The 19385-nt window shown below is 68.7% G+C and carries 15 protein-coding genes; 12 read left to right on the top strand and 3 right to left on the bottom strand.

Annotated features, from left to right (window positions below):
• The first annotated feature begins 61 nt into the window (after nucleotides 1-61).
• The 6 genes from EX20_RS03280 (at nucleotide 62) to EX20_RS03255 (ending at nucleotide 5409) form a co-directional block, all read left to right on the top strand.
• On the top strand, nucleotides 62-724 hold the full coding sequence (locus tag EX20_RS03280; RefSeq protein WP_011885900.1) for a response regulator: 663 nt from the start codon (nucleotides 62-64) through the stop codon (nucleotides 722-724).
• Nucleotides 725-727: 3 nt separating this feature from the next.
• A complete protein-coding gene (locus EX20_RS03275; protein WP_011885899.1) occupies nucleotides 728-2068 on the top strand; it encodes an ATP-binding protein in 1341 nt (446 codons plus the stop codon).
• Between the two features lie 100 nt (nucleotides 2069-2168).
• Complete coding sequence (locus EX20_RS03270; RefSeq protein WP_011885898.1) at nucleotides 2169-3653, top strand: DegQ family serine endoprotease; 1485 nt, start codon at nucleotides 2169-2171, stop codon at nucleotides 3651-3653.
• Nucleotides 3654-3761: 108 nt separating this feature from the next.
• Nucleotides 3762-4199, top strand: coding sequence for a carboxypeptidase-like regulatory domain-containing protein (locus tag EX20_RS03265; protein ID WP_011885897.1), 438 nt, complete (start codon nucleotides 3762-3764; stop codon nucleotides 4197-4199).
• A gap of 129 nt (nucleotides 4200-4328) precedes the next feature.
• On the top strand, nucleotides 4329-4688 hold the full coding sequence (locus EX20_RS03260) for a DUF427 domain-containing protein (RefSeq protein WP_011885896.1): 360 nt from the start codon (nucleotides 4329-4331) through the stop codon (nucleotides 4686-4688).
• Nucleotides 4689-4716: 28 nt separating this feature from the next.
• Nucleotides 4717-5409 (top strand): CoxG family protein, encoded by a 693-nt coding sequence (locus tag EX20_RS03255; RefSeq protein ID WP_034192661.1) that lies wholly within the window; start codon nucleotides 4717-4719, stop codon nucleotides 5407-5409.
• Between the two features lie 344 nt (nucleotides 5410-5753).
• Here the strand turns inward: EX20_RS03255 and EX20_RS03250 are convergent, their stop codons facing one another.
• The gene (locus EX20_RS03250) at nucleotides 5754-6755 is read right to left on the bottom strand and encodes a helix-turn-helix domain-containing protein (protein ID WP_011885893.1); all 1002 of its coding nucleotides are present in this window, start codon (nucleotides 6753-6755) and stop codon (nucleotides 5754-5756) included.
• Nucleotides 6756-6907: 152 nt separating this feature from the next.
• Between EX20_RS03250 and EX20_RS03245 the strand changes: the two genes are divergently transcribed.
• On the top strand, nucleotides 6908-7573 hold the full coding sequence (locus EX20_RS03245) for a cysteine hydrolase family protein (RefSeq protein WP_034192660.1): 666 nt from the start codon (nucleotides 6908-6910) through the stop codon (nucleotides 7571-7573).
• A 107-nt stretch (nucleotides 7574-7680) separates the two neighbouring features.
• Here the strand turns inward: EX20_RS03245 and EX20_RS03240 are convergent, their stop codons facing one another.
• Nucleotides 7681-8322, bottom strand: a complete 642-nt coding sequence (locus EX20_RS03240) for a TetR family transcriptional regulator (RefSeq protein WP_011885891.1) — start codon at nucleotides 8320-8322, stop codon at nucleotides 7681-7683.
• 403 nt (nucleotides 8323-8725) lie between these two features.
• Between EX20_RS03240 and EX20_RS03235 the strand changes: the two genes are divergently transcribed.
• Genes EX20_RS03235 through EX20_RS03225 form a run of 3 tightly spaced genes read left to right on the top strand, consistent with a single transcriptional unit; the run spans nucleotide 8726 to nucleotide 14721 of the window.
• Entirely contained in the window at nucleotides 8726-9982 is a 1257-nt protein-coding gene (locus EX20_RS03235) for an efflux RND transporter periplasmic adaptor subunit (protein ID WP_011885890.1), read from the top strand.
• A gap of 15 nt (nucleotides 9983-9997) precedes the next feature.
• A complete protein-coding gene (gene bpeB, locus EX20_RS03230; protein WP_011885889.1) occupies nucleotides 9998-13198 on the top strand; it encodes an efflux RND transporter permease BpeB in 3201 nt (1066 codons plus the stop codon).
• The gene (locus tag EX20_RS03225; protein WP_034192659.1) at nucleotides 13198-14721 is read left to right on the top strand and encodes an efflux transporter outer membrane subunit; all 1524 of its coding nucleotides are present in this window, start codon (nucleotides 13198-13200) and stop codon (nucleotides 14719-14721) included. The genes bpeB and EX20_RS03225 overlap by 1 nt, the downstream gene beginning before the upstream one ends.
• Before the next feature lie 231 nt (nucleotides 14722-14952).
• Here EX20_RS03225 and EX20_RS03220 read toward each other — a convergent pair whose 3' ends face one another.
• Complete coding sequence (locus tag EX20_RS03220) at nucleotides 14953-16329, bottom strand: nucleobase:cation symporter-2 family protein (RefSeq protein WP_011885887.1); 1377 nt, start codon at nucleotides 16327-16329, stop codon at nucleotides 14953-14955.
• Between the two features lie 461 nt (nucleotides 16330-16790).
• Between EX20_RS03220 and EX20_RS03215 the strand changes: the two genes are divergently transcribed.
• Together EX20_RS03215 and fghA are read left to right on the top strand one after the other, a co-directional pair.
• The gene (locus EX20_RS03215) at nucleotides 16791-18227 is read left to right on the top strand and encodes a xylulokinase (RefSeq protein WP_034192658.1); all 1437 of its coding nucleotides are present in this window, start codon (nucleotides 16791-16793) and stop codon (nucleotides 18225-18227) included.
• 281 nt (nucleotides 18228-18508) lie between these two features.
• Nucleotides 18509-19357, top strand: a complete 849-nt coding sequence (gene fghA, locus EX20_RS03210; RefSeq protein ID WP_034192657.1) for an S-formylglutathione hydrolase — start codon at nucleotides 18509-18511, stop codon at nucleotides 19355-19357.
• Nucleotides 19358-19385: the final 28 nt, after the last annotated feature.

Raw genomic sequence — 19385 nt, 5'->3', positions numbered from 1 at the left:
AAGCGAGCCGCGGCGCTACAATGGTCGCCATGTTTCACTCGTCCCATGGGTTCCGGTTCCGATGCGCATTCTGCTTGTTGAAGACGACCGCATGATCGCCGACGGCGTGCGCAAGGCGCTGCGCGCCGACGGCTTCGCGGTCGACTGGGTGCAGGACGGCGACGCGGCGCTCACGGCGCTCGGCGGCGAGACGTACGACCTGCTGCTGCTCGACCTGGGCCTGCCCAAGCGCGACGGCATCGACGTGCTGCGCACGCTGCGCGCGCGCGGCCTGGCGCTGCCGGTGCTGATCGTCACCGCGCGCGATGCGGTCGCCGATCGCGTGAAGGGCCTCGACGCGGGCGCCGACGACTACCTCGTCAAGCCGTTCGATCTCGACGAACTCGGCGCGCGCATGCGCGCGCTGATCCGCCGCCAGGCCGGCCGCAGCGAATCGCTGATTCGCCATGGCCCGCTCACGCTCGATCCGGCGTCTCACCAGGTGACGCTCGACGGCGCGCCCGTCGCGCTGTCCGCGCGGGAATTCGCGCTGCTCGAGGCGCTGCTCGTGCGGCCCGGCGCGGTGCTGTCGAAAAGCCAGCTCGAGGAGAAGATGTACGGCTGGGGCGAAGAGATCGGCAGCAACACGGTCGAGGTCTACATCCATGCGTTGCGCAAGAAGCTCGGTTCGGACCTGATCCGCAACGTGCGCGGCCTCGGCTACATGGTCGTCAAGGAAAGCTGACGCGTGAGGTCGATTCGTCATCAATTGCTGATCTGGCTGCTCGCGATCGTCGTCGCGGGCGTGGGCAGTGCCGGCTGGCTGATCTACCGGCAGGCGCTCGCCGAAGCGAACGAGCTGTTCGACTACCAGCTGCAGGAAATCGCGGCGGCGCTGCCGTCCGAACCGTTCTCGCAGGTGTTCGGCTCGCGCACCAACGGCGACGAAGGCATCGTGATCCAGATCTGGAATCGCAACGGCGTGCTGATGTACTTCTCGCATCCGCGCGCGCCGATCGCGCCGCGCGCGGAGCTCGGCTTCTCGACCGAGCGCACCGATCGCGGCGAATGGCGCGTGTACGGCGCGATCGTCGGCGACAACGTCGTGCAGCTCGCGCAGCCGCTGTCGGTGCGCAACCGGCTCGCCGCGAACGTCGCGCTGCGCACGCTGTGGCCGCTGATCGTGCTGTTGCCGTTCCTCGGTGCGGCGGTCTGGATGATCGTCGGGCGTGGCCTCGCGCCGCTCGGCCGCGTGACGCGCGCGGTGGAGGCGCGCCGCCCGGAAGCGCTCGATCCGCTGCCCGACGCGGGGCTGCCGCTCGAGGTGCAGCCGCTGGTGCGCGCGCTGAACGGGCTGCTCGCGCGGCTGTCGGCCGCGCTCGACACGCAGAAGGCGTTCGTCGCCGATGCCGCGCACGAGCTGCGCACACCGCTCGCCGCCGTGCAGATCCAGGCGCAGCTCGTCGCGCGCGCGAAGGACGATGCGGCGCGCCGCGAGGCGGTCGCCGATCTGCAGGACGGCGTCACGCGCGCGACGCGCCTGACCGAACAGCTGCTCGCGCTCGCCCGCGCCGAGCCCGACGGCGCGTCGGTGCGCGAGCCGATCGACCTGCACGCGCTGCTGGCCGAATGCGTGGCCGCGCACGCGCCGCTCGCGCAGCGGCGCGGCATCGACCTCGGCTTCGAGGAGGCGTGCGCGGCGACCGTCGTCGCGGACGTCGGCGCATTGCGCGTGATGTTCGGCAACCTGCTCGACAACGCGGTGAAGTACACGCCCGACGGCGGGCGCATCGACGTGTCGCTGACGCAGGACGCGGCCGGCCGCGCATGCGTGCAGATCGCCGACAGCGGCCCCGGCATCCCGGCCGACGAGCGCGAGCGCGTGTTCGACCGCTTCTATCGCGACAGCTCGGCGCGCGCGCGGGCGGACGTGTCGGGCAGCGGGCTCGGGCTCGCGATCGTCAAGCGCGTCGCGGCGCAGCAGCGCGCGACGGTGTCGCTCGGCGATGCGGCCGCCGGCGGCCTGCTCGTGAGCGTCGTGTTCCGCGAGGCCGACACGGGGGCGCAGGCACGGTCGGCATCTGCGTAACCGTTCTCGCGCGGGGCTGCTTAAGCCCCGCTTAAGGGCGATTAAGCCTCCTTTAAGTCAGGGTCGTTACGCTGCGACCTAACAACGAGGAGGTCTCACGATGAACACCCGATTCCTTGCGCGTGGCGCCGTTGCGGTCGCCGTTGCTGCTGCGCTGTCCGCCGGCTACGTCGCGGGCACCCGCCATGCCGATCCGCAGATCATCACGCCCGCGCAGGCCGCCGCGCTGATGCCGGCCGAGGCCGCGGCCAAGACCGGCATTCCCGATTTCTCCGGGCTGGTCGAAACCTACGGCCCGGCGGTCGTGAACATCAGCGCGAAGCACGTGGTCAAGCAGGTGTCGCGCCGCGTGCAGCAGCCGCAGCTGCCTATGGATCCGAGCGACCCGTTCTACCAGTTCTTCAAGCACTTCTACGGCCAGGTGCCGGGCATGGGCGGCGACGCGCAGCCGGACGACCAGCCGAGCGCGAGCCTCGGCTCCGGGTTCATCGTCAGTCCCGACGGCTACATCCTCACCAACGCGCACGTGATCGACGGCGCGAACGTCGTCACCGTCAAGCTGACCGACAAGCGCGAGTACAAGGCGAAGGTCGTCGGCTCCGACAAGCAGTCCGACGTCGCGGTGCTGAAGATCGACGCGAGCGGCCTGCCGACCGTGAAGATCGGCGACCCGGCGCGCAGCAAGGTCGGCCAGTGGGTCGTCGCGATCGGTTCGCCGTACGGCTTCGACAACACGGTCACGTCCGGCATCATCAGCGCGAAGTCGCGCGCGCTGCCGGACGAGAACTACACGCCGTTCATCCAGACCGACGTGCCGGTCAACCCCGGCAACTCGGGCGGCCCGCTGTTCAACCTGCAGGGTGAAGTGATCGGCATCAACTCGATGATCTATTCGCAGACGGGCGGCTTCCAGGGCCTGTCGTTCGCGATCCCGATCAACGAGGCGATCAAGGTCAAGGACGAACTGGTGAAGACGGGCCACGTGAGCCGCGGCCGCCTCGGCGTCGCCGTGCAGGGGCTGAACCAGACGCTCGCAAGCTCGTTCGGGCTGCCGAAGCCGGACGGCGCGCTGGTCAGCTCGGTCGATCCGAGCGGCCCGGCCGCGAAGGCCGGCCTGCAACCGGGCGACGTGATCCTCGCGGTCAACGGTTCGCCGGTGGCCGATTCGACGTCGCTGCCCGCGCAGATCGCGAGCCTGAAGCCCGGCTCGCAGGCCGACTTGCAGATCTGGCGCGACAAGTCGAAGAAGTCGATCAGCGTGACGCTCGGCGCGATGACCGATGCGAAGCTGGCGTCGAACGACGGCGGCCCCGTCGAGCAGGGGCGCCTCGGCGTCGCGGTGCGGCCGCTGACGCCGCAGGAGCGCAGCGCGACGAACCTGTCGCACGGGCTGATGGTGCAGCAGGCGGGCGGCCCCGCGGCCAGCGCGGGCATCCAGCCGGGCGACGTGATCCTCGCGGTGAACGGCCGGCCGGTCACGAACCCCGAGCAGTTGCGCGACGCCGTCAAGGGAGCGGGCAACAGTCTTGCTCTGCTGATCCAGCGCGATAATGCACAGATCTTCGTGCCGGTCGATCTGAGCTGACCGGCGGCGGCCGCCTCAGGCCGGCTCGACCGGTCTGGGCGGGCGTCGCCGGGCGTCCGGCGTCCCCGGCACCCGTGATGCAGTGTTCCGACCCGAAAGGAGAGAGCCATGCAACATCTACGCAACGTATCCCGATTCGCGGTGGCCGTCGCGCTGGCCGCGGGCGTCGCCGTCGCGGCGCCCGGCGCCTACGCGCAGTCGGACGGTTTGCCGGAGGCGAGCCAGCAGGGCGATGTCAGCTATGTGTCGGGCGGCATCGGCAAGGATCAGTCGACGGCCTTCGAGCACAACGAATCGGCGTGGCCGCTCGCGCTGCGCTTCACCGGCAAGGGCGGCGAATATCTGGCCGACGTCCATGTGCGGATCGTCGACGCGAAGGGCGCCGAGGTGCTGAGGACGGACGCACGAGGGCCGTACATGCTGGTGAAGCTGCCGCCGGGGCGCTACACCGTCCATGCGTCGTACCAGGGCAGCGACGAATCGCGCGCGGTCACGGTGGGCGCGAAGGGCGGCACGAAGGCGGCGTTCCAGTGGAGCGCGCAGTAGCGCGGCGGCCCCGTCGCGGGGCGCGCAATCGGACCGAGTTTCGCCGATAATGAAAGCCACGGCCGCGTGCCGTGGCTTTTTCGTTTCCTGCGCCCGGCCTCGATGCCGCGGCCGCCCGGAGGAACAACGATGTCCGATGCCGCCGACCGTCGCCTCGAAATCGTGCCGAACCGCCATCGCGTGCGCGTGATTCACCGCGGCATCACCTATGCCGATTCGCTCGGCGCGCTGACGGTGCGCGAGACCGGTGCGCCGGACACCCATTACCTGCCGCGCGGCGACGTCAACATGCATCGGCTGGTGAAGTCGAGCGTCACGACGGCCTGCCCGCTGCGCGGCCTGGCCGTGTATTTCGATCTGCAGACAGAAGACGGCGTGATCCGCAGCGCCGCATGGAGTTACGAGGAACCAGGGGAGACGGCGTTCGCGCTCGCGCACTACGTCGCCTTCGATGTCGCACGGATCGACAGTCTCGTCGAGACGTCCTGATGCGACGTGTGGTCATCGGGGAGGCATCATGGAACTGAACGACACGTTACGCGTTCCGCTCGCGCCGGCGGTCGTGCGGGACGCGCTCGAGGATCTCGCGTTGCTGCGCGCGAGCTTCGACCATTGCGAATCGTTCGCGAAGCTCGCGCACGGCGAGTTCGCGCTGACGATCACGGTGCCGCTCGGCCCGCTGCGCGCGCGCTACGACGTGCGCGCGCATTCGGCCAGCGAGCAGGACGACGCGCGGCGCGTGATCAGCTTCAAGGCGCGGGCCGACGGACTCGGTGCGCTGCGCGGGCAGGTCGAGCTCGCGCTGCTGCCGGGCGATGACGCAACCACGACGCAGATCGACTACGTGGTGTGGGCGACCGCCAGCGGGCCGCTCGCCGAGCTGCCGGGCCGGCAGATCGAGCGCGCGCTGCACCAGTGGACCGACGATTTCTTCCGCGAATTCGGTGCGGTCGTGCAGGCCAAGCATGGCCTCGTGCCGAACCGTGCGGCGTCGAGCGCGCCGCGTCGCCAGCATGTGTTCCTGCGGCCCGCGTCGCTGATGGCCGCCGCGAAGCGGCCGCTGCCGCATCTCGGCGGCGCGCTGAGCGGCCGCGCGGCCAGCGCGGTGCAACCGCGCGCATCGGGGCCGCTGCCCTTGTGGGCGTGGGCCGCGATCATCCTGTTCGTTGCGGTGCTGTTGTACGCGGCGCGCTGGATCAACGGCGGCTGAGCCGTTGCGTCGCGGGGCGCGTGGGCTGCGCGCCGGCAGCCCGGCGCTCAGGCCGCGCGATGACCGCGACTTTTCCCCTCCGTCATATGCACGTCCGCGCCGTTCAACGACGGCCGCTTCAAGACGGCGCTCGACGTCGCGTCGCGGCGCTACGACATCGTCATCGTCGATCCCGCGCCGATCCTCGCGTTGCCCGATGCGGCGCGCATCGGCCGCCGCGGCACGACACTGCTGCTGTGGTTCGGCGTGCCGGGCTTCACCGTGCACGCAGGGCGGCTGACGATCGACGAACCTAACGCCGGCGAAACCGCGGCCGTAGCCGCGGCGCGTTGGTGCGGTCGGCCCTACCGCCGCCCGCCGGGCGCCGCGCCGCGAAATTCCCGCCGATAGGCCGACGGCGACGTGCCGAGCGTGCCCGCGAAATGCTGGCGCAACGACACGCTCGACCCGTAGCCGGCCGCCTGCGCGATTGCGTCGATCGATTGTCCGGTGGTTTCCAGCAGATGCTGCGCGTGGGTGAGCCGTTCGGCGTGCAGCCACGCCGTGACGGTCGTCCCCGTGGCCTGACGGAAGCGGCGCGTGAAGGTGCGCCGGCTCATCAGCACGCGCGCCGCGAGCGAATCGACGCTGTGCGCGACGTCGAGATGCGCGCGCACCCAGTCGAGCAGTTCCGCGAGCCGCGCGTCGCGCGGATGCGCGGCGACCGGTTGCGGCACGTATTGCGCCTGGCCGCCCTGGCGATGCGGCGGGATCACGAGCCGGCGCGCGATGCGGTTCGCCGCGTCGGCGCCGAAGCGTTGCCGCACGACGTGCAGGCAGCAGTCGAGCCCCGCCGCCGTGCCGGCCGACGTCATCAGGTTGCCGTCGTCGACGTACAGCACGTCGGGGTCGAGCTTCACGCGCGGAAAGCGCCGTGCAAAATCGTCGGCCCAGGCCCAGTGCGTGGTGGCCGGGCGCTCGTCGAGCAGACCCGCGGCGGCGAGCACGTACGCGCCCAGACACAGCCCGACGACCTGCGCGCCGCGTGCCGCGGCCGCGCGGACGGCGTCGACCAGCACGTCGGGCGGCGCTTCATCGGGGTCGCGCCATGCGGGCACGATGACGATGTCGGCGTCGGCGAGCGCGTCGAGACCGTGCGGCGCGGTGATCGTGAAGCCGCCGGTGGTCGCGAGCGGGCCGCGCTCGGCCGAACACACGCGGAAATCGAATACGGGCGTCGCGGCGGCATCGCGCTCGTTGCCGAACACGACGGACGGCACCGACAGGTGAAACGGGCTGATGCCGTCGTACGCGATCACGGCGACGACGGTCGGGGCGAGGGCGGCGGGCGACGCGGCGGCGGGCATGACGGGCTCCGGAATGGCGATGGCCCGATTCTATCGAAGAATGGCAAACGGGCCACTGTCCGGCCGCGCGGCGCGACCCGACAATGCCTCGCATCGCGTCGCTGGCCGCTCCGCTCCGGAGCAGCGCGGCGCGGCCGATTTTGGAGCTTCCCATGTCGAACGCCACGCCGTCGTCCCCGTCGTCAGTCGTTTCCCGCCGTGCCCTCATCGTGATCGACGTGCAGAACGAATACGTGAGCGGCAATCTGCCGATCGAGTATCCGCCGCTCGATGCGTCGCTGCCGAACATCGGCCGGGCGATCGACGCCGCGCATGCGGCCGGCGTGCCGGTGATCGTGGTCCAGCACGTCGCGCCGGCCGGCGCGCCGATCTTCGCGCCCGGCACCGACGGCGTCGCGCTTCACCCGGTCGTGGCCGAGCGTCCGTATGCGCATCTGATCGTGAAGGCGCAGGCCAGCGCGTTCGCCGCGACCGACCTCGCCGCATGGCTCGACGCGCGCGGCATCGACACGCTCGCGGTCGTCGGCTACATGACGCACAACTGCAATGCGGCGACCGTCCTGCACGCGGCGCACGCGGGGCTCGGCGTCGAGTACCTCGCCGATGCGACCGGCGCGTTGCCGTACGAGAACGAAGCGGGGGCGGCGAGCGCCGAGGAGATACACCGTGCGTACACGGTCGTGTTCCAGTCGAATTTCGCGGCGGTGATGTCGACCGACGCGTGGATCGCGGGCCTGGGCGGCGCGGCGATGCCTGCGCACGATTCGGTGGCGGCGTCGAACCGGCGGGCGCGGGCGCGGCGCGCGCAGGCGGCCTGAGCGGATGGGGTAGTTGAAAAGTCGATCGGACGGCGCGGTGCGCTCGCGATCGATTCAATCGCAGCACATGATGGGGCGATGAACCGCGCCGTCCCCGCGCCCCCCCGTCATCCCCCCGTCTTCAGCATCGCCGGGCTATAACGCATCATGTCGAAGCAGCCGTCGACCAGCTGCTCCGCGTGCTGTTCGGCGTCGATCTCGTCGGGCAGCATCAGCATGTCGCGCACGAAGCCGCTGACGAGCGTATGCAGCATCAGCGTCGCGCGCCACGTGTCGAGCCGCTCGGGCAGCAGCTTGAGCTGCACGGCGAGCGCGAGATCGGCGTCGAGCGCGTGCAGCGCCTCGCTCATGCCCGCGCGATTGCGCTGCAGCAGGGGCTCCAGGTCGGCCACGTATTCGCACTTCATGAACAGGATGCTGAACACGCGCCGCAACTGCGGATCGCGCTGCACGCCCAGCAGGCACCAGATCAGGATCTTGCGGATCTTTTCCAGCGGATCGGCGCCCGGCGCATCGGGCGGCATCCGCTTCAGCTCGTCGATCGGCAGGAACACGCGGTCGAACATCGCGTCGAACAACTCGCTCTTGTTGGCGAAATGCCAGTAGATCGCGCCGCGCGTGACGCCGGCGTGCTGGGCGATGTCCGCGAGCGACGTGTGCGACACGCCTTTCTCGAAGAACACGTGTTCGGCGGCGTCGAGAATGCGGTTGCGCGTCTCGAGTGCCTCCTCCTTGGTGCGTCTGACCATGTGCAGGCCTGAATGGATCGATCGTAGGTGTGAATAGGGGGCTGCGCCCCCGTTGCCGCTGCGGCGGCCGCCATGCTCACAATTCGTAATGTTTCGTAAGACTCAGCATGCGTGACGAGCGTAGGGGCTTTTTTACATACATCCGTGAATGTATATACAATACCACCCTACGATCGAATGACCCAAGGGGCAATCAGTTAATATCCCACTCTGCTGATTCCCGCCAAAGTACCAGGCCGCATTGCGGCATCGCGTCGGCCCGGAAGCCTCGTGCCGACGTACCGTATCCAGTAGTCCAGTAGTCCCGTAATTCAGGTGTTCGATCAGCGCCGCAAGGCGCATCCGTGTGACGCTCGGTCCGGGCGCCGCACTCATTCCAATGGTTATACACAGAGGTCGCTCCATGCGCGTCGAACGGGTTCCATACCGCTTACTCACTGTCGCGACGGCCGCCGTTTTCCTGGCCGCGTGCGGGAAAAAAGAATCGGCACCGCCGCCGCAAACGCCGGAAGTCGGCGTCGTCACCGTCCAACCGCAAGCCGTACCGATCTACACCGAACTGCCGGGCCGCACCAGTGCGTTCCTCGTCGCGCAGGTCCGCGCGCGGGTCGACGGCATCGTGCTGCGCCGTGAATTCGTCGAAGGCAGCGACGTCAAGGCCGGCCAGCGCCTCTACAAGATCGATCCGGCGCCGTATCTCGCGCAACTGAACAGCGCGAAGGCGACGCTCGCGAAGGCGCAGGCGAACCTCGTCACGCAGAACGCGCTGGTCGCGCGCTACAAGGTGCTGGTGGCCGCCAACGCGGTCAGCAAGCAGGACTACGACAACGCGGTGGCCACGCAGGGCCAGGCCGCGGCCGACGTCGCAGCCGGCAAGGCAGCGGTCGAAACCGCGCAGATCAACCTCGGCTATACGGACGTCGTGTCGCCGATCAGCGGCCGCGTCGGCATCTCGCAGGTGACGCCGGGCGCTTACGTGCAGGCGAGCCAGGCGACGCTGATGTCGACGGTGCAGCAGCTCGATCCGGTCTACGTCGACCTGACGCAATCGAGCCTCGAGGGGCTGAAGCTGCGCCAGGACGTGCAGAGCGGCCGCCTGAAGACGAGCGGCCCCGGCGCGGCGAAGGTGTCGCTGATCCTCGAGGACGGCAAGACCTACCCGGTGCCCGGCAAGCTGCAGTTCTCCGACGTGACGGTCGACCAGACGACGGGCTCGGTCACGATCCGCGCGGTGTTCCCGAACCCGAACCGCGTGCTGCTGCCGGGCATGTTCGTGCGCGCCCGCATCGAGGAAGGCGTGAACGAGAACGCGTTCCTGGTGCCGCAGATCGGCGTCACGCACGACCAGAAGGGCCAGGCGATCGCGATGGTGGTGAACGCGAGCAACAAGGTCGAGCCGCGTCCGCTGAAGACGACCGGCATGAACGGTCAGAACTGGATCGTCGAAGGCGGGCTGAACGCGGGCGACCGCGTGATCGTCCAGGGCGGCGACAAGGCGCGTCCGGGCACGACGGTGAAGACGGTCGCCGCGCAGCTGCCGGCAGCCGATGCCGCATCGGGTGCAGCCGCATCCGCCGCGCCGGCCGCCGCCGGTTCCGGTGCCGCAGCCGCGTCGGGCGCAGCGCCGGCCAGCGCCGCCGCTGCGTCGAGCGCGCAATAACAGGGAGCCTGCTTCATGGCAAAGTTTTTTATCGATCGCCCGATCTTCGCGTGGGTGATCGCCATCATCCTGATGCTGGCCGGGGTCGCGGCGATCTTCTCGCTGCCGATCGCGCAGTATCCGACGATCGCGCCGCCATCGATCCAGATCACCGCGAACTACCCGGGCGCTTCCGCGAAGACGGTGGAAGACACGGTGACGCAGGTGATCGAGCAGCAGATGAGCGGCCTCGACAACTTCCTGTACATGTCGTCGACGAGTGACGACTCGGGCAACGCGACGATCACGCTGACCTTCGCGCCGGGCACCAACGCCGACATCGCGCAGGTGCAGGTGCAGAACAAGCTGTCGCTCGCGACGCCGGTTCTGCCGCAGGTCGTGCAGCAGCTCGGTCTGTCGGTGACGAAGTCGAGCAGCAGCTTCCTGCTGGTGCTCGCGTTCAACTCCGAAGACGGCAGCATGAGCAAGTACGACCTCGCGAACTTCGTGGCGTCGCACGTGAAGGATCCGATCAGCCGGTTGAACGGCGTCGGCACCGTCACGCTGTTCGGCTCGCAGTACGCGATGCGGATCTGGCTCGATCCGAACCGCCTGACGAACTACGGCCTCACGCCGGTCGACGTGTCGAGCGCGATCACCGCGCAGAACGTGCAGATCGCGGGCGGCCAGATCGGCGGCACGCCGGCCAAGCCCGGCACCGTGCTGCAGGCGACGATCACCGAATCGACGCTGCTGCAGACGCCCGAGCAGTTCGGCAACATCCTGCTGAAGGTCAACCAGGACGGCTCGCAGGTGCGCCTGAAGGACGTCGCGCAGATCGGCCTCGGCGGCGAGAACTACAACTTCGACACCAAGTACAACGGTCAGCCGACCGCCGCGCTCGGTATCCAGCTCGCGACCAACGCGAACGCGCTCGCGACCGCGAAGGCCGTGCGCGCGAAGATCGACGAGCTCGCACCGTTCTTCCCGCACGGCCTCGTCGTCAAGTATCCGTACGACACGACGCCGTTCGTGAAGCTGTCGATCGAGGAAGTGGTCAAGACGCTGCTCGAAGGCATCGTGCTCGTGTTCCTCGTGATGTATCTGTTCCTGCAGAACCTGCGCGCGACGATCATCCCGACCATCGCCGTGCCGGTGGTGCTGCTCGGCACGTTCGCGATCATGTCGCTGGTGGGCTTCTCGATCAACACGCTGTCGATGTTCGGCCTCGTGCTCGCGATCGGCCTGCTGGTCGACGATGCGATCGTGGTGGTGGAGAACGTCGAGCGCGTGATGGCCGAAGAGGGCCTGTCGCCGAAGGAGGCGACCCGCAAGGCGATGGGCCAGATCACCGGCGCACTCGTCGGCGTGGCGCTGGTGCTGTCGGCGGTGTTCGTGCCGGTCGCGTTCTCCGGCGGTTCGGTCGGCGCCATCTACCGGCAGTTCTCGCTGACGATCGTGTCCGCGATGGTGCTGTCCGTGCTCGTCGCGCTGATTCTGACGCCGGCGCTGTGCGCGACGATCCTCAAGCCGATCCCGCAGGGCCATCACGAAGAGAAGAAGGGCTTCTTCGGCTGGTTCAACCGCACGTTCAACAACAGCCGCGACAAGTATCACGTCGGCGTCCACCACGTGATCAAGCGCTCGGGCCGCTGGCTCATCATCTATCTGGTCGTGATCGTCGCGGTCGGCCTGTTGTTCGTGCGCCTGCCGAAGTCGTTCCTGCCCGATGAAGACCAGGGGCTGATGTTCGTGATCGTGCAGACGCCGTCGGGCTCGACGCAGGAAACCACCGCGCGCACGCTCGCGAACATTTCCGACTATCTGCTGAAGGACGAGAAGGACATCGTCGAGTCCGCGTTCACGGTCAACGGCTTCAGCTTCGCCGGCCGCGGCCAGAACTCCGGTCTCGTGTTCGTGCGGCTGAAGGATTACTCGCAGCGTCAGCACGCGAACCAGAAGGTCCAGGCGCTGATCGGCCGGATGTTCGGGCGCTACGGCAGCTACAAGGACGCGCTGGTGATCCCGTTCAACCCGCCGTCGATTCCGGAACTCGGTACGGCCGCCGGCTTCGACTTCGAGCTGACGGACAACGCCGGTCTCGGCCACGACGCGCTGATGGCCGCCCGCAACCAGCTGCTCGGGATGGCCGCGAAGGATCCGACGCTGCAGGGCGTGCGTCCGAACGGGCTGAACGATACGCCGCAGTACAAGGTCGACATCGACCGCGAGAAGGCCAACGCGCTCGGCGTGACGGCCGATGCGATCGACCAGACGTTCTCGATCGCGTGGGCGTCGAAGTACGTGAACAACTTCCTCGACACCGACGGCCGGATCAAGAAGGTGTACGTGCAGGCCGACGCGCCGTTCCGGATGACGCCGGAAGACATGAACATCTGGTACGTGCGCAACGGTTCGGGCGGGATGGTGCCGTTCAGCGCGTTCGCGACCGGTCACTGGACCTACGGTTCGCCGAAGCTCGAGCGCTACAACGGCGTGTCGGCGATGGAGATCCAGGGTCAGGCCGCGCCGGGCAAGTCGACCGGTCAGGCGATGACCGCGATGGAAGGGCTCGCGAAGAAGCTGCCGGTCGGTATCGGCTACTCGTGGACCGGCCTGTCGTTCCAGGAAATCCAGTCGGGCTCGCAGGCGCCGGTGCTGTACGCGATCTCGATCCTGGTCGTGTTCCTGTGTCTCGCGGCGCTGTATGAAAGCTGGTCGATCCCGTTCTCGGTGATCATGGTGGTGCCGCTCGGCGTGATCGGCGCACTGCTGGCGGCGACGCTGCGCGGCCTCGAGAACGACGTGTTCTTCCAGGTCGGTCTGCTGACCACGGTCGGCTTGTCGGCGAAGAACGCGATCCTGATCGTCGAATTCGCGCGCGAACTGCAGATGACGGAGAAGATGGGGCCGATCGAGGCCGCGCTGGAAGCGGCGCGTCTGCGGCTGCGTCCGATCCTGATGACGTCGCTCGCGTTCATTCTCGGCGTGATGCCGCTCGCGATCAGCAACGGCGCGGGTTCGGCGAGCCAGCACGCGATCGGTACGGGCGTGATCGGCGGGATGATCACCGCGACGTTCCTCGCGATCTTCATGATCCCGATGTTCTTCGTGAAGATCCGCGCGATCTTCAGCGGCGAGAAGGAAGACGCCGACGAGGCGCTGCGTCTGGCTCAGGAGCACTCGCACCACGAAGAGACGCCGGGCACCGGCGACGAAGGCAACAAGGGACAGTGATGATGCAAAAACACGCTTTGACTGCAATCGCGGTCGCGCTGCTTGCCACGGGCTGCACGATGGCGCCGCATTACACGCGGCCCGACGCGCCCGTCGCGCAGGCGTATCCGGCCGGCGGCGTCTACGCGACGCAGCCCGCTGCGGCCGGCACGCGCAGCGCCAACGGCCAGGCGGCGACCGCCATCGGCTGGCGCGAATTCTTCGCCGATCCGCGCCTGCAGCGGCTGATCGAGATCGCGCTGAACAACAACCGCGACCTGCGCGTCGCGGTGCTGAACATCGAGGCGTCGCGCGCGCAGTACCAGATCACGCGCGCGGGGCTGTTCCCGACGCTCGACGGCACCGGCTCGGGCAGCATCCAGCGCTATCCCGCCGGCGTGTCGACGACGCGCCAGCCGCTCATCACGCGCACCTACAGCGTCGGGCTTTCCGCGTCCTGGGAGCTCGACCTGTTCGGCCGCGTGCAGAGCCTGAAGGATCAGGCGCTCGCGCAGTATCTGTCGACGTCGTATGCACGGCAGGCCACCGAGATCTCGCTCGTGTCGCAGGTCGCGGACCAGTATCTGACGTTGCTGTCGACCGAGGACCTGCTGAAGGTCACGGAGAACACGCTGAAGACCGCGCAGGCGTCGTACGACCTGACCAAGCTGCAGTTCGACAACGGTACGGGCTCGGAGCTCGATCTGCGTCAGGCGCAGACGGTCGTCGAGCAGGCGCTCGCGAACCAGCAGGCGCAGGCGCGTGCGCGGGCGCAGGCGGTGAATGCGCTGGTGCTGCTGATCGGCGAGCCGCTGCCGGACGATCTGCCGGCCGGCATGTCGCTCGACGCGCAGAACCTGCTCACGGATGTGCCGGCGGGCCTGCCGTCGGACCTGCTCACGCGTCGTCCCGACGTGATGCAGGCCGAGCAGACGCTGCTGGCCGCGAACGCGAACATCGGCGCGGCGCGCGCGGCGTTCTTCCCGCGCATCTCGCTGACGGCCGCGTTCGGCACCGCGAGCCCGACGCTCGGCGGGCTGTTCAGGGCCGGCACGGCGGCGTGGTCATTCGCGCCGCAGCTGACGATGCCGATCTTCGAAGGCGGGCAGAACATCGCGAACCTGAACCTCGCGAACGTGCAGAAGCGCATCGAGATCGCGAACTACGAGAAGGCGATCCAGTCGGCGTTCCGCGAGGTGTCGGACGGTCTTGCCGCGCGCGGCACGTACGATCTGCAGATCGCCGCGCTCGAGCGCAACGAGCATGCGCAGCAGCGTCGCTTCGATCTGTCGGACCTGCGTTACAAGAACGGTGTCGACAGCTATCTGTCGGTGCTGACCGCGCAGACGGATCTGTATTCCGCGCAGCAGTCGCTGATCAGCGCGCGCCTCGCGCGCTGGACCAACCTCGTCGATCTGTATCGTGCGCTGGGCGGCGGCTGGATTCAGCACGCCGGCGAGACGCCGCGGGCGCCGGACGTGACGGAAGGCTACGACAAGGCGGCCGCGCCGGCGCCGGCATCCGCCGCTGCGACGAACGGGTAGGCGCGGCGGCGTACGGGGGCAACGCGCCCGTACGCCGTTATACGCGCATGCGACAACGCCACGGACGGAGGTCCGTGGCGTTTCTTTTTGCGCGGCCGCTCGGCGTGGCGACGTCGCGCGCAAGCCGGCGATCGCGCGTATCGCGGCCGCCGTCGCGTGCATGTGTTCGTACGTCCCAAAAGCAGAACGCCACGGCAAGCCGTGGCGTTCTGCGCTGCCGGCCGGAGCCGGTCAGTGATGCACGTCGGCCGGGCGTCCGTCGAAGTCGTGGCCGGCGCGGCGAATCTCGCAGCGCGCGTCCTTCTCGCCTTTGACGCCGTTGAACACGATGTTCAGCAGTACGGCGGAAGCCGATGCGAGCAGGATGCCGCTGTGCAGGATCGGTGCGAGCGCGGGCGGCAGCTTCGAGAAGAAGTGCGGCGACACGACCGGCACGAGGCCCATGCCGACGCTCACCGCGACGATGAACAGGTTGTGCGTGTTGTTCACGAAGTCGACCTTCGACAGCACCTTGATACCGTTCGCGGCCACCATCCCGAACATCACGATGCCCGCGCCGCCGAGCACGAACGGCGGCACCGACGCGACGACCTGCGCCATCTTCGGGAACAGCCCGAGCAGCACCAGGATCACGCCGCCCGTCGCGCATACGTAGCGGCTCTTCACGCCGGTCACGCCGATCAGGCCGACGTTCTGCGAGAACGACGTATGCGGAAACGAGTTGAAGATGCCGCCGATCAGCGTGCCGAGGCCGTCGACGCGCAGCCCGCGCACGAGGCGCTCCTGATCGACCGGCCGATCGACCATGTCGCCGACCGCGAGGAACATGCCGGTCGATTCGATGAACGTGACGAACATCACCGTGACCATCGTCGCGATCGACAGTGGGTCGAAGTGCGGGATCCCGAAATGAAACGGCATCACGAAGCCGACCCACGGCGCGTGCGCGACGCCATCGGTATTGACGCGGCCGATCGCGAACGCGATCGCGAAGCCGGCGACGATGCCGAGCAGCACCGAGATGTTCGCGATGAAGCCGCGACCGTACTTGTTGATCAGCAGGATCAGCGTGAGCACCAGCAGTGACAGGCCGAGATACACGGGGCTGCCGTAGTCGGGGTTGCCGACGCCGCCGGCCGCCCAGTTGATCCCGACCTCCATCAGCGACAGCCCGATCACCGCGATCACGGTGCCGACCACGACCGGCGGGAAGAACCGCAGCAGCTTGCCGATCGTCGGCGCGAGCACGATGCCGATGATGCCGGCCGCGATCGTCGAGCCGAAGATGTCGAGCATGCCGAGGCCGGGGTTGGTGCCGATCGCGATCATCGGGCCGACCGCCGCGAACGTGCAGCCCATGATGACGGGCAGGCGGATGCCGAAGATCCACAGGCCGAGCGTCTGGATCAGCGTCGCGATGCCGCACGAAAACAGATCGGCGCTGATCAGGAACGCGATCTGGTCTTTCGGCAGCTTCAGCGCGCCGCCGACGATAAGCGGCACGGCGACGGCGCCGGCGTACATGACGAGGACGTGCTGCAGACCAAGCGTTACCAGCTTGCCGGTCGGCAGCACCTCATCGCACGGATGGACCGTGTTCGATTGCATCTGTCTCACTCCATGATCTTGTTTTCGGGGTGGTACGAAGTTATGCGGAATGCACCATCGCAACAAGAGCACTGGGTTCTATTCCGTTCTTTGCTGGTTCGATATGCCGTTACGGCGGGCGATTGGGTGTCGATCATCGGGAAACTCACGCGGGAGCAAGGTTTCCCACTTTTATAGCCGTTCAAAATAGCGCGGACCCCCATGTCAAATATGGCCGGCCTTATGGTCTGTATCGCTGCGCCGGCATAGTGGCAAAAACGACCTGGCGGAAATCGCGCCGGGTTAACCCGCGCGCCGAGGTTTTTGCCGGCGCGGCAGGGGACGCGCAGCATGCGCGCGCGGCGGCGTCGCGTTGCAGCCGTGTCGCGTTGCCGTGGCGTCGAAAAAAACGCGGCGAAGCGGGGCGCGCGGCGCGATCCCGCTATCATCGACATCCGTTCATTCGAATACCGCGTCCCGTCATGCGCCTGCTCGGAATCGACCTCGGCACCGGCTCCGTCAAACTCGTCACGCTCGATGCCGACGGCGTCGAGCGCGCGGTCGCGAGCGAACCTTATGCGTTGTCGTCGCCGCGCCCCGGCTGGGCCGAAATCGCGCCCGACACGTGGTGGCAGGCGCTCGTGCGCGCCGCTGCGCGGCTGCCGTCGGCGGAACGCGAGCAGGTCGCCGCGATCGGCTTCTCCGGACAGATGCACGGCGTCGTGCTGCTCGACGCCGCCGGCCGGCCGGTGCGGCCCGCGTTGTTGTGGCCCGACACGCGCGCGGTGCGCGAAGCCGATGCGTCTGCGTGGCCCGACGCGCCGAACCCCGTCGCGCCGGGGATGGCCGGCCCGCTGCTGAGATGGCTCGCCGTGCACGAGCCGCAGTCGCTGCGCGCCGCGCGCCACGCCGTGCAGCCGAAGGACTGGCTGCGCACCGCGCTCGGCGGCGAGCTCGCCGCCGATCCGAGCGACGCCTGCGCGACCGCGCTCGCGACGCCGGACGGCGCATGGGAGACGGCGCGCATCGACGCGCTCGGTTTGCCGCTCGACGCATTTGCGCCGCCGCGGCCGTCTGGCGCGCGCTGCGGCGTGCTCGACGCGAAGGCCGCGGCCGCGCTCGGCTTGCCGACCGGCGTGCCGCTGGCGACGGGCGCGGCCGACACCGCGTGCGCGGCGCTCGGCAGCGGGCTCGTCGCGGCCGGCGACGCGTTGCTGACCACCGGCAGCGGCGGCCAGATCGTCGTGCTCGCACACGCGTTGCCGCCCGCGCGGCGCGGGCTGCATCGCTATCGCACGGCGGCCGGCGGCGGCTACTACACGATGGCCGCGATGCAGAACGTCGGCCTCGCGCTCGAGGCCGTGCGCGGCTGGCTCGGCTATGCGCACTGGGCCGATGCCTACGACGACGCGTTCGCGCAGCCGGCGTCGGAGCGGCTTGGCTTCCTGCCGTACCTGAGCGGCGAGCGCTCGCCGTGGATGAACCCCGACGCACGCGGCGGCTGGCTCGGTCTCGGGCTCGGCGACACGCGCGGCGTCATGATGCGCGCGGCGTTCGAAGGCGTCGCGTTCGCGCTGCGCGCGGGGCTCGATGCGATTCGCAACGCGAACCCGGCCGATCCGGTCGCGACGTTGCGGCTCGCGGGCGGCGGCTCCGTCGACCCGCGCTGGCGCCAGTTGCTCGCCGATGCGCTCGGTGCGTCGCTGGAGGCGGTCGATTGTCCGAACGCGGCGACGCGCGGCGCGGCGCTGCTCGCGGGCGTCGCGCTCGGACATTGGCGCGAGGACGCGCTGCGCGCACTCGCGCCGGCAGCGTCGCCGGTCGCGGCGCCGCGCGACGATCGCGCGCTGGCCGCGCGGTATGCGCGCTTCATCGATCTGTATGCGCGAACCGACACGTGGTTCACGAGCGGCGTTTAAACTCGCGCACATGCCGGCGCGAGCCGGCGCATGCTGGCGATGACGTGTCGTGGCAAGCGGGCGGCCGATTCACGCGTGCGACAGTCGGCGCAATCGAGGATCATGGCGGCCACGATCGGGTTGCCGGGGCGGTGGCGGGGGCGGTCTCGTTGCGGTTGGAGTTGCAGTCGACGCCGCCCCGCGCGCACGCCACCACGCACGAAGCTCGCCGACGGCTTCAACCGATGAACGCGGGCGAATCGATTGGCCCGGTCACGCAGTATTGAACGGAAGGGAATCCCATGCTCGAACTCATTTCTTCGCATGCTTGCCACTGCGGCGAGCAACGCTTCTATCGCCACGATTCGAAGGCGATCGGCCTGCCGATGAAGTTCTCGGTGTACCTGCCGCGCCAGGCGTCGCACGGTCGCGTGCCGGCGCTGTTCTACCTCGCCGGGCTCACGTGCACCGACGAGACCTTCGCGATCAAGGCCGGCGCGCAGCAGTACGCGGCCCAGTACGGGCTGGCGCTCGTGATGCCCGATACGAGCCCGCGCGGCGCAGGCGTGCCGGGCGAGACCGACGCGTGGGATTTCGGCGTCGGCGCGGGCTTTTACGTCGATGCGACGCAGGCGCCGTGGTCGACCCATTACCGGATGGAGTCGTACGTGACCGACGAGCTGCGCGCGCTGGTCGCGGCCGAGCTGCCGATCGACGGCACGCGGCTCGGGATCTTCGGCCATTCGATGGGCGGGCACGGCGCGCTGACGCTCGCGCTGCGTCATCCGGGCCTGTACCGGTCGGTGTCGGCGTTCGCGCCGATCGCCGCGCCGTCGCGTTGCTCGTGGGGCGAGAAGGCGTTTACCGGCTATCTCGGCGCCGATCGCGAAGCGTGGAAGCAGCATGACGCGAGCGAACTGGTCGCGCGCGCGGATGCGCCGAAGTTCGACGAAGGCATCCTGATCGATCAGGGGCTGGCCGATCAGTTCCTCGCGAACCAGTTGAACCCCGACGTGTTCGAAGCCGCGTGCGAGAAGGCCGGTCAGCCGCTGACGCTGCGCCGCCATCCCGGCTACGATCACGGCTACTACTTCATCTCGACGTTCATCGCCGATCACATCGCGCATCATGCGCGCGTGCTGAATCCGTGAGCTTCGTCCCCGCTGCGTGACCTGCGGC

Source organism: Burkholderia sp. WP42 (assembly GCF_000745665.1).
GTDB classification, from domain to species: Bacteria; Pseudomonadota; Gammaproteobacteria; order Burkholderiales; family Burkholderiaceae; genus Burkholderia; species Burkholderia vietnamiensis.
Note: the sequence above shows the minus strand (reverse complement) of the source record. Positions and strands in the feature narration are given on the sequence as shown.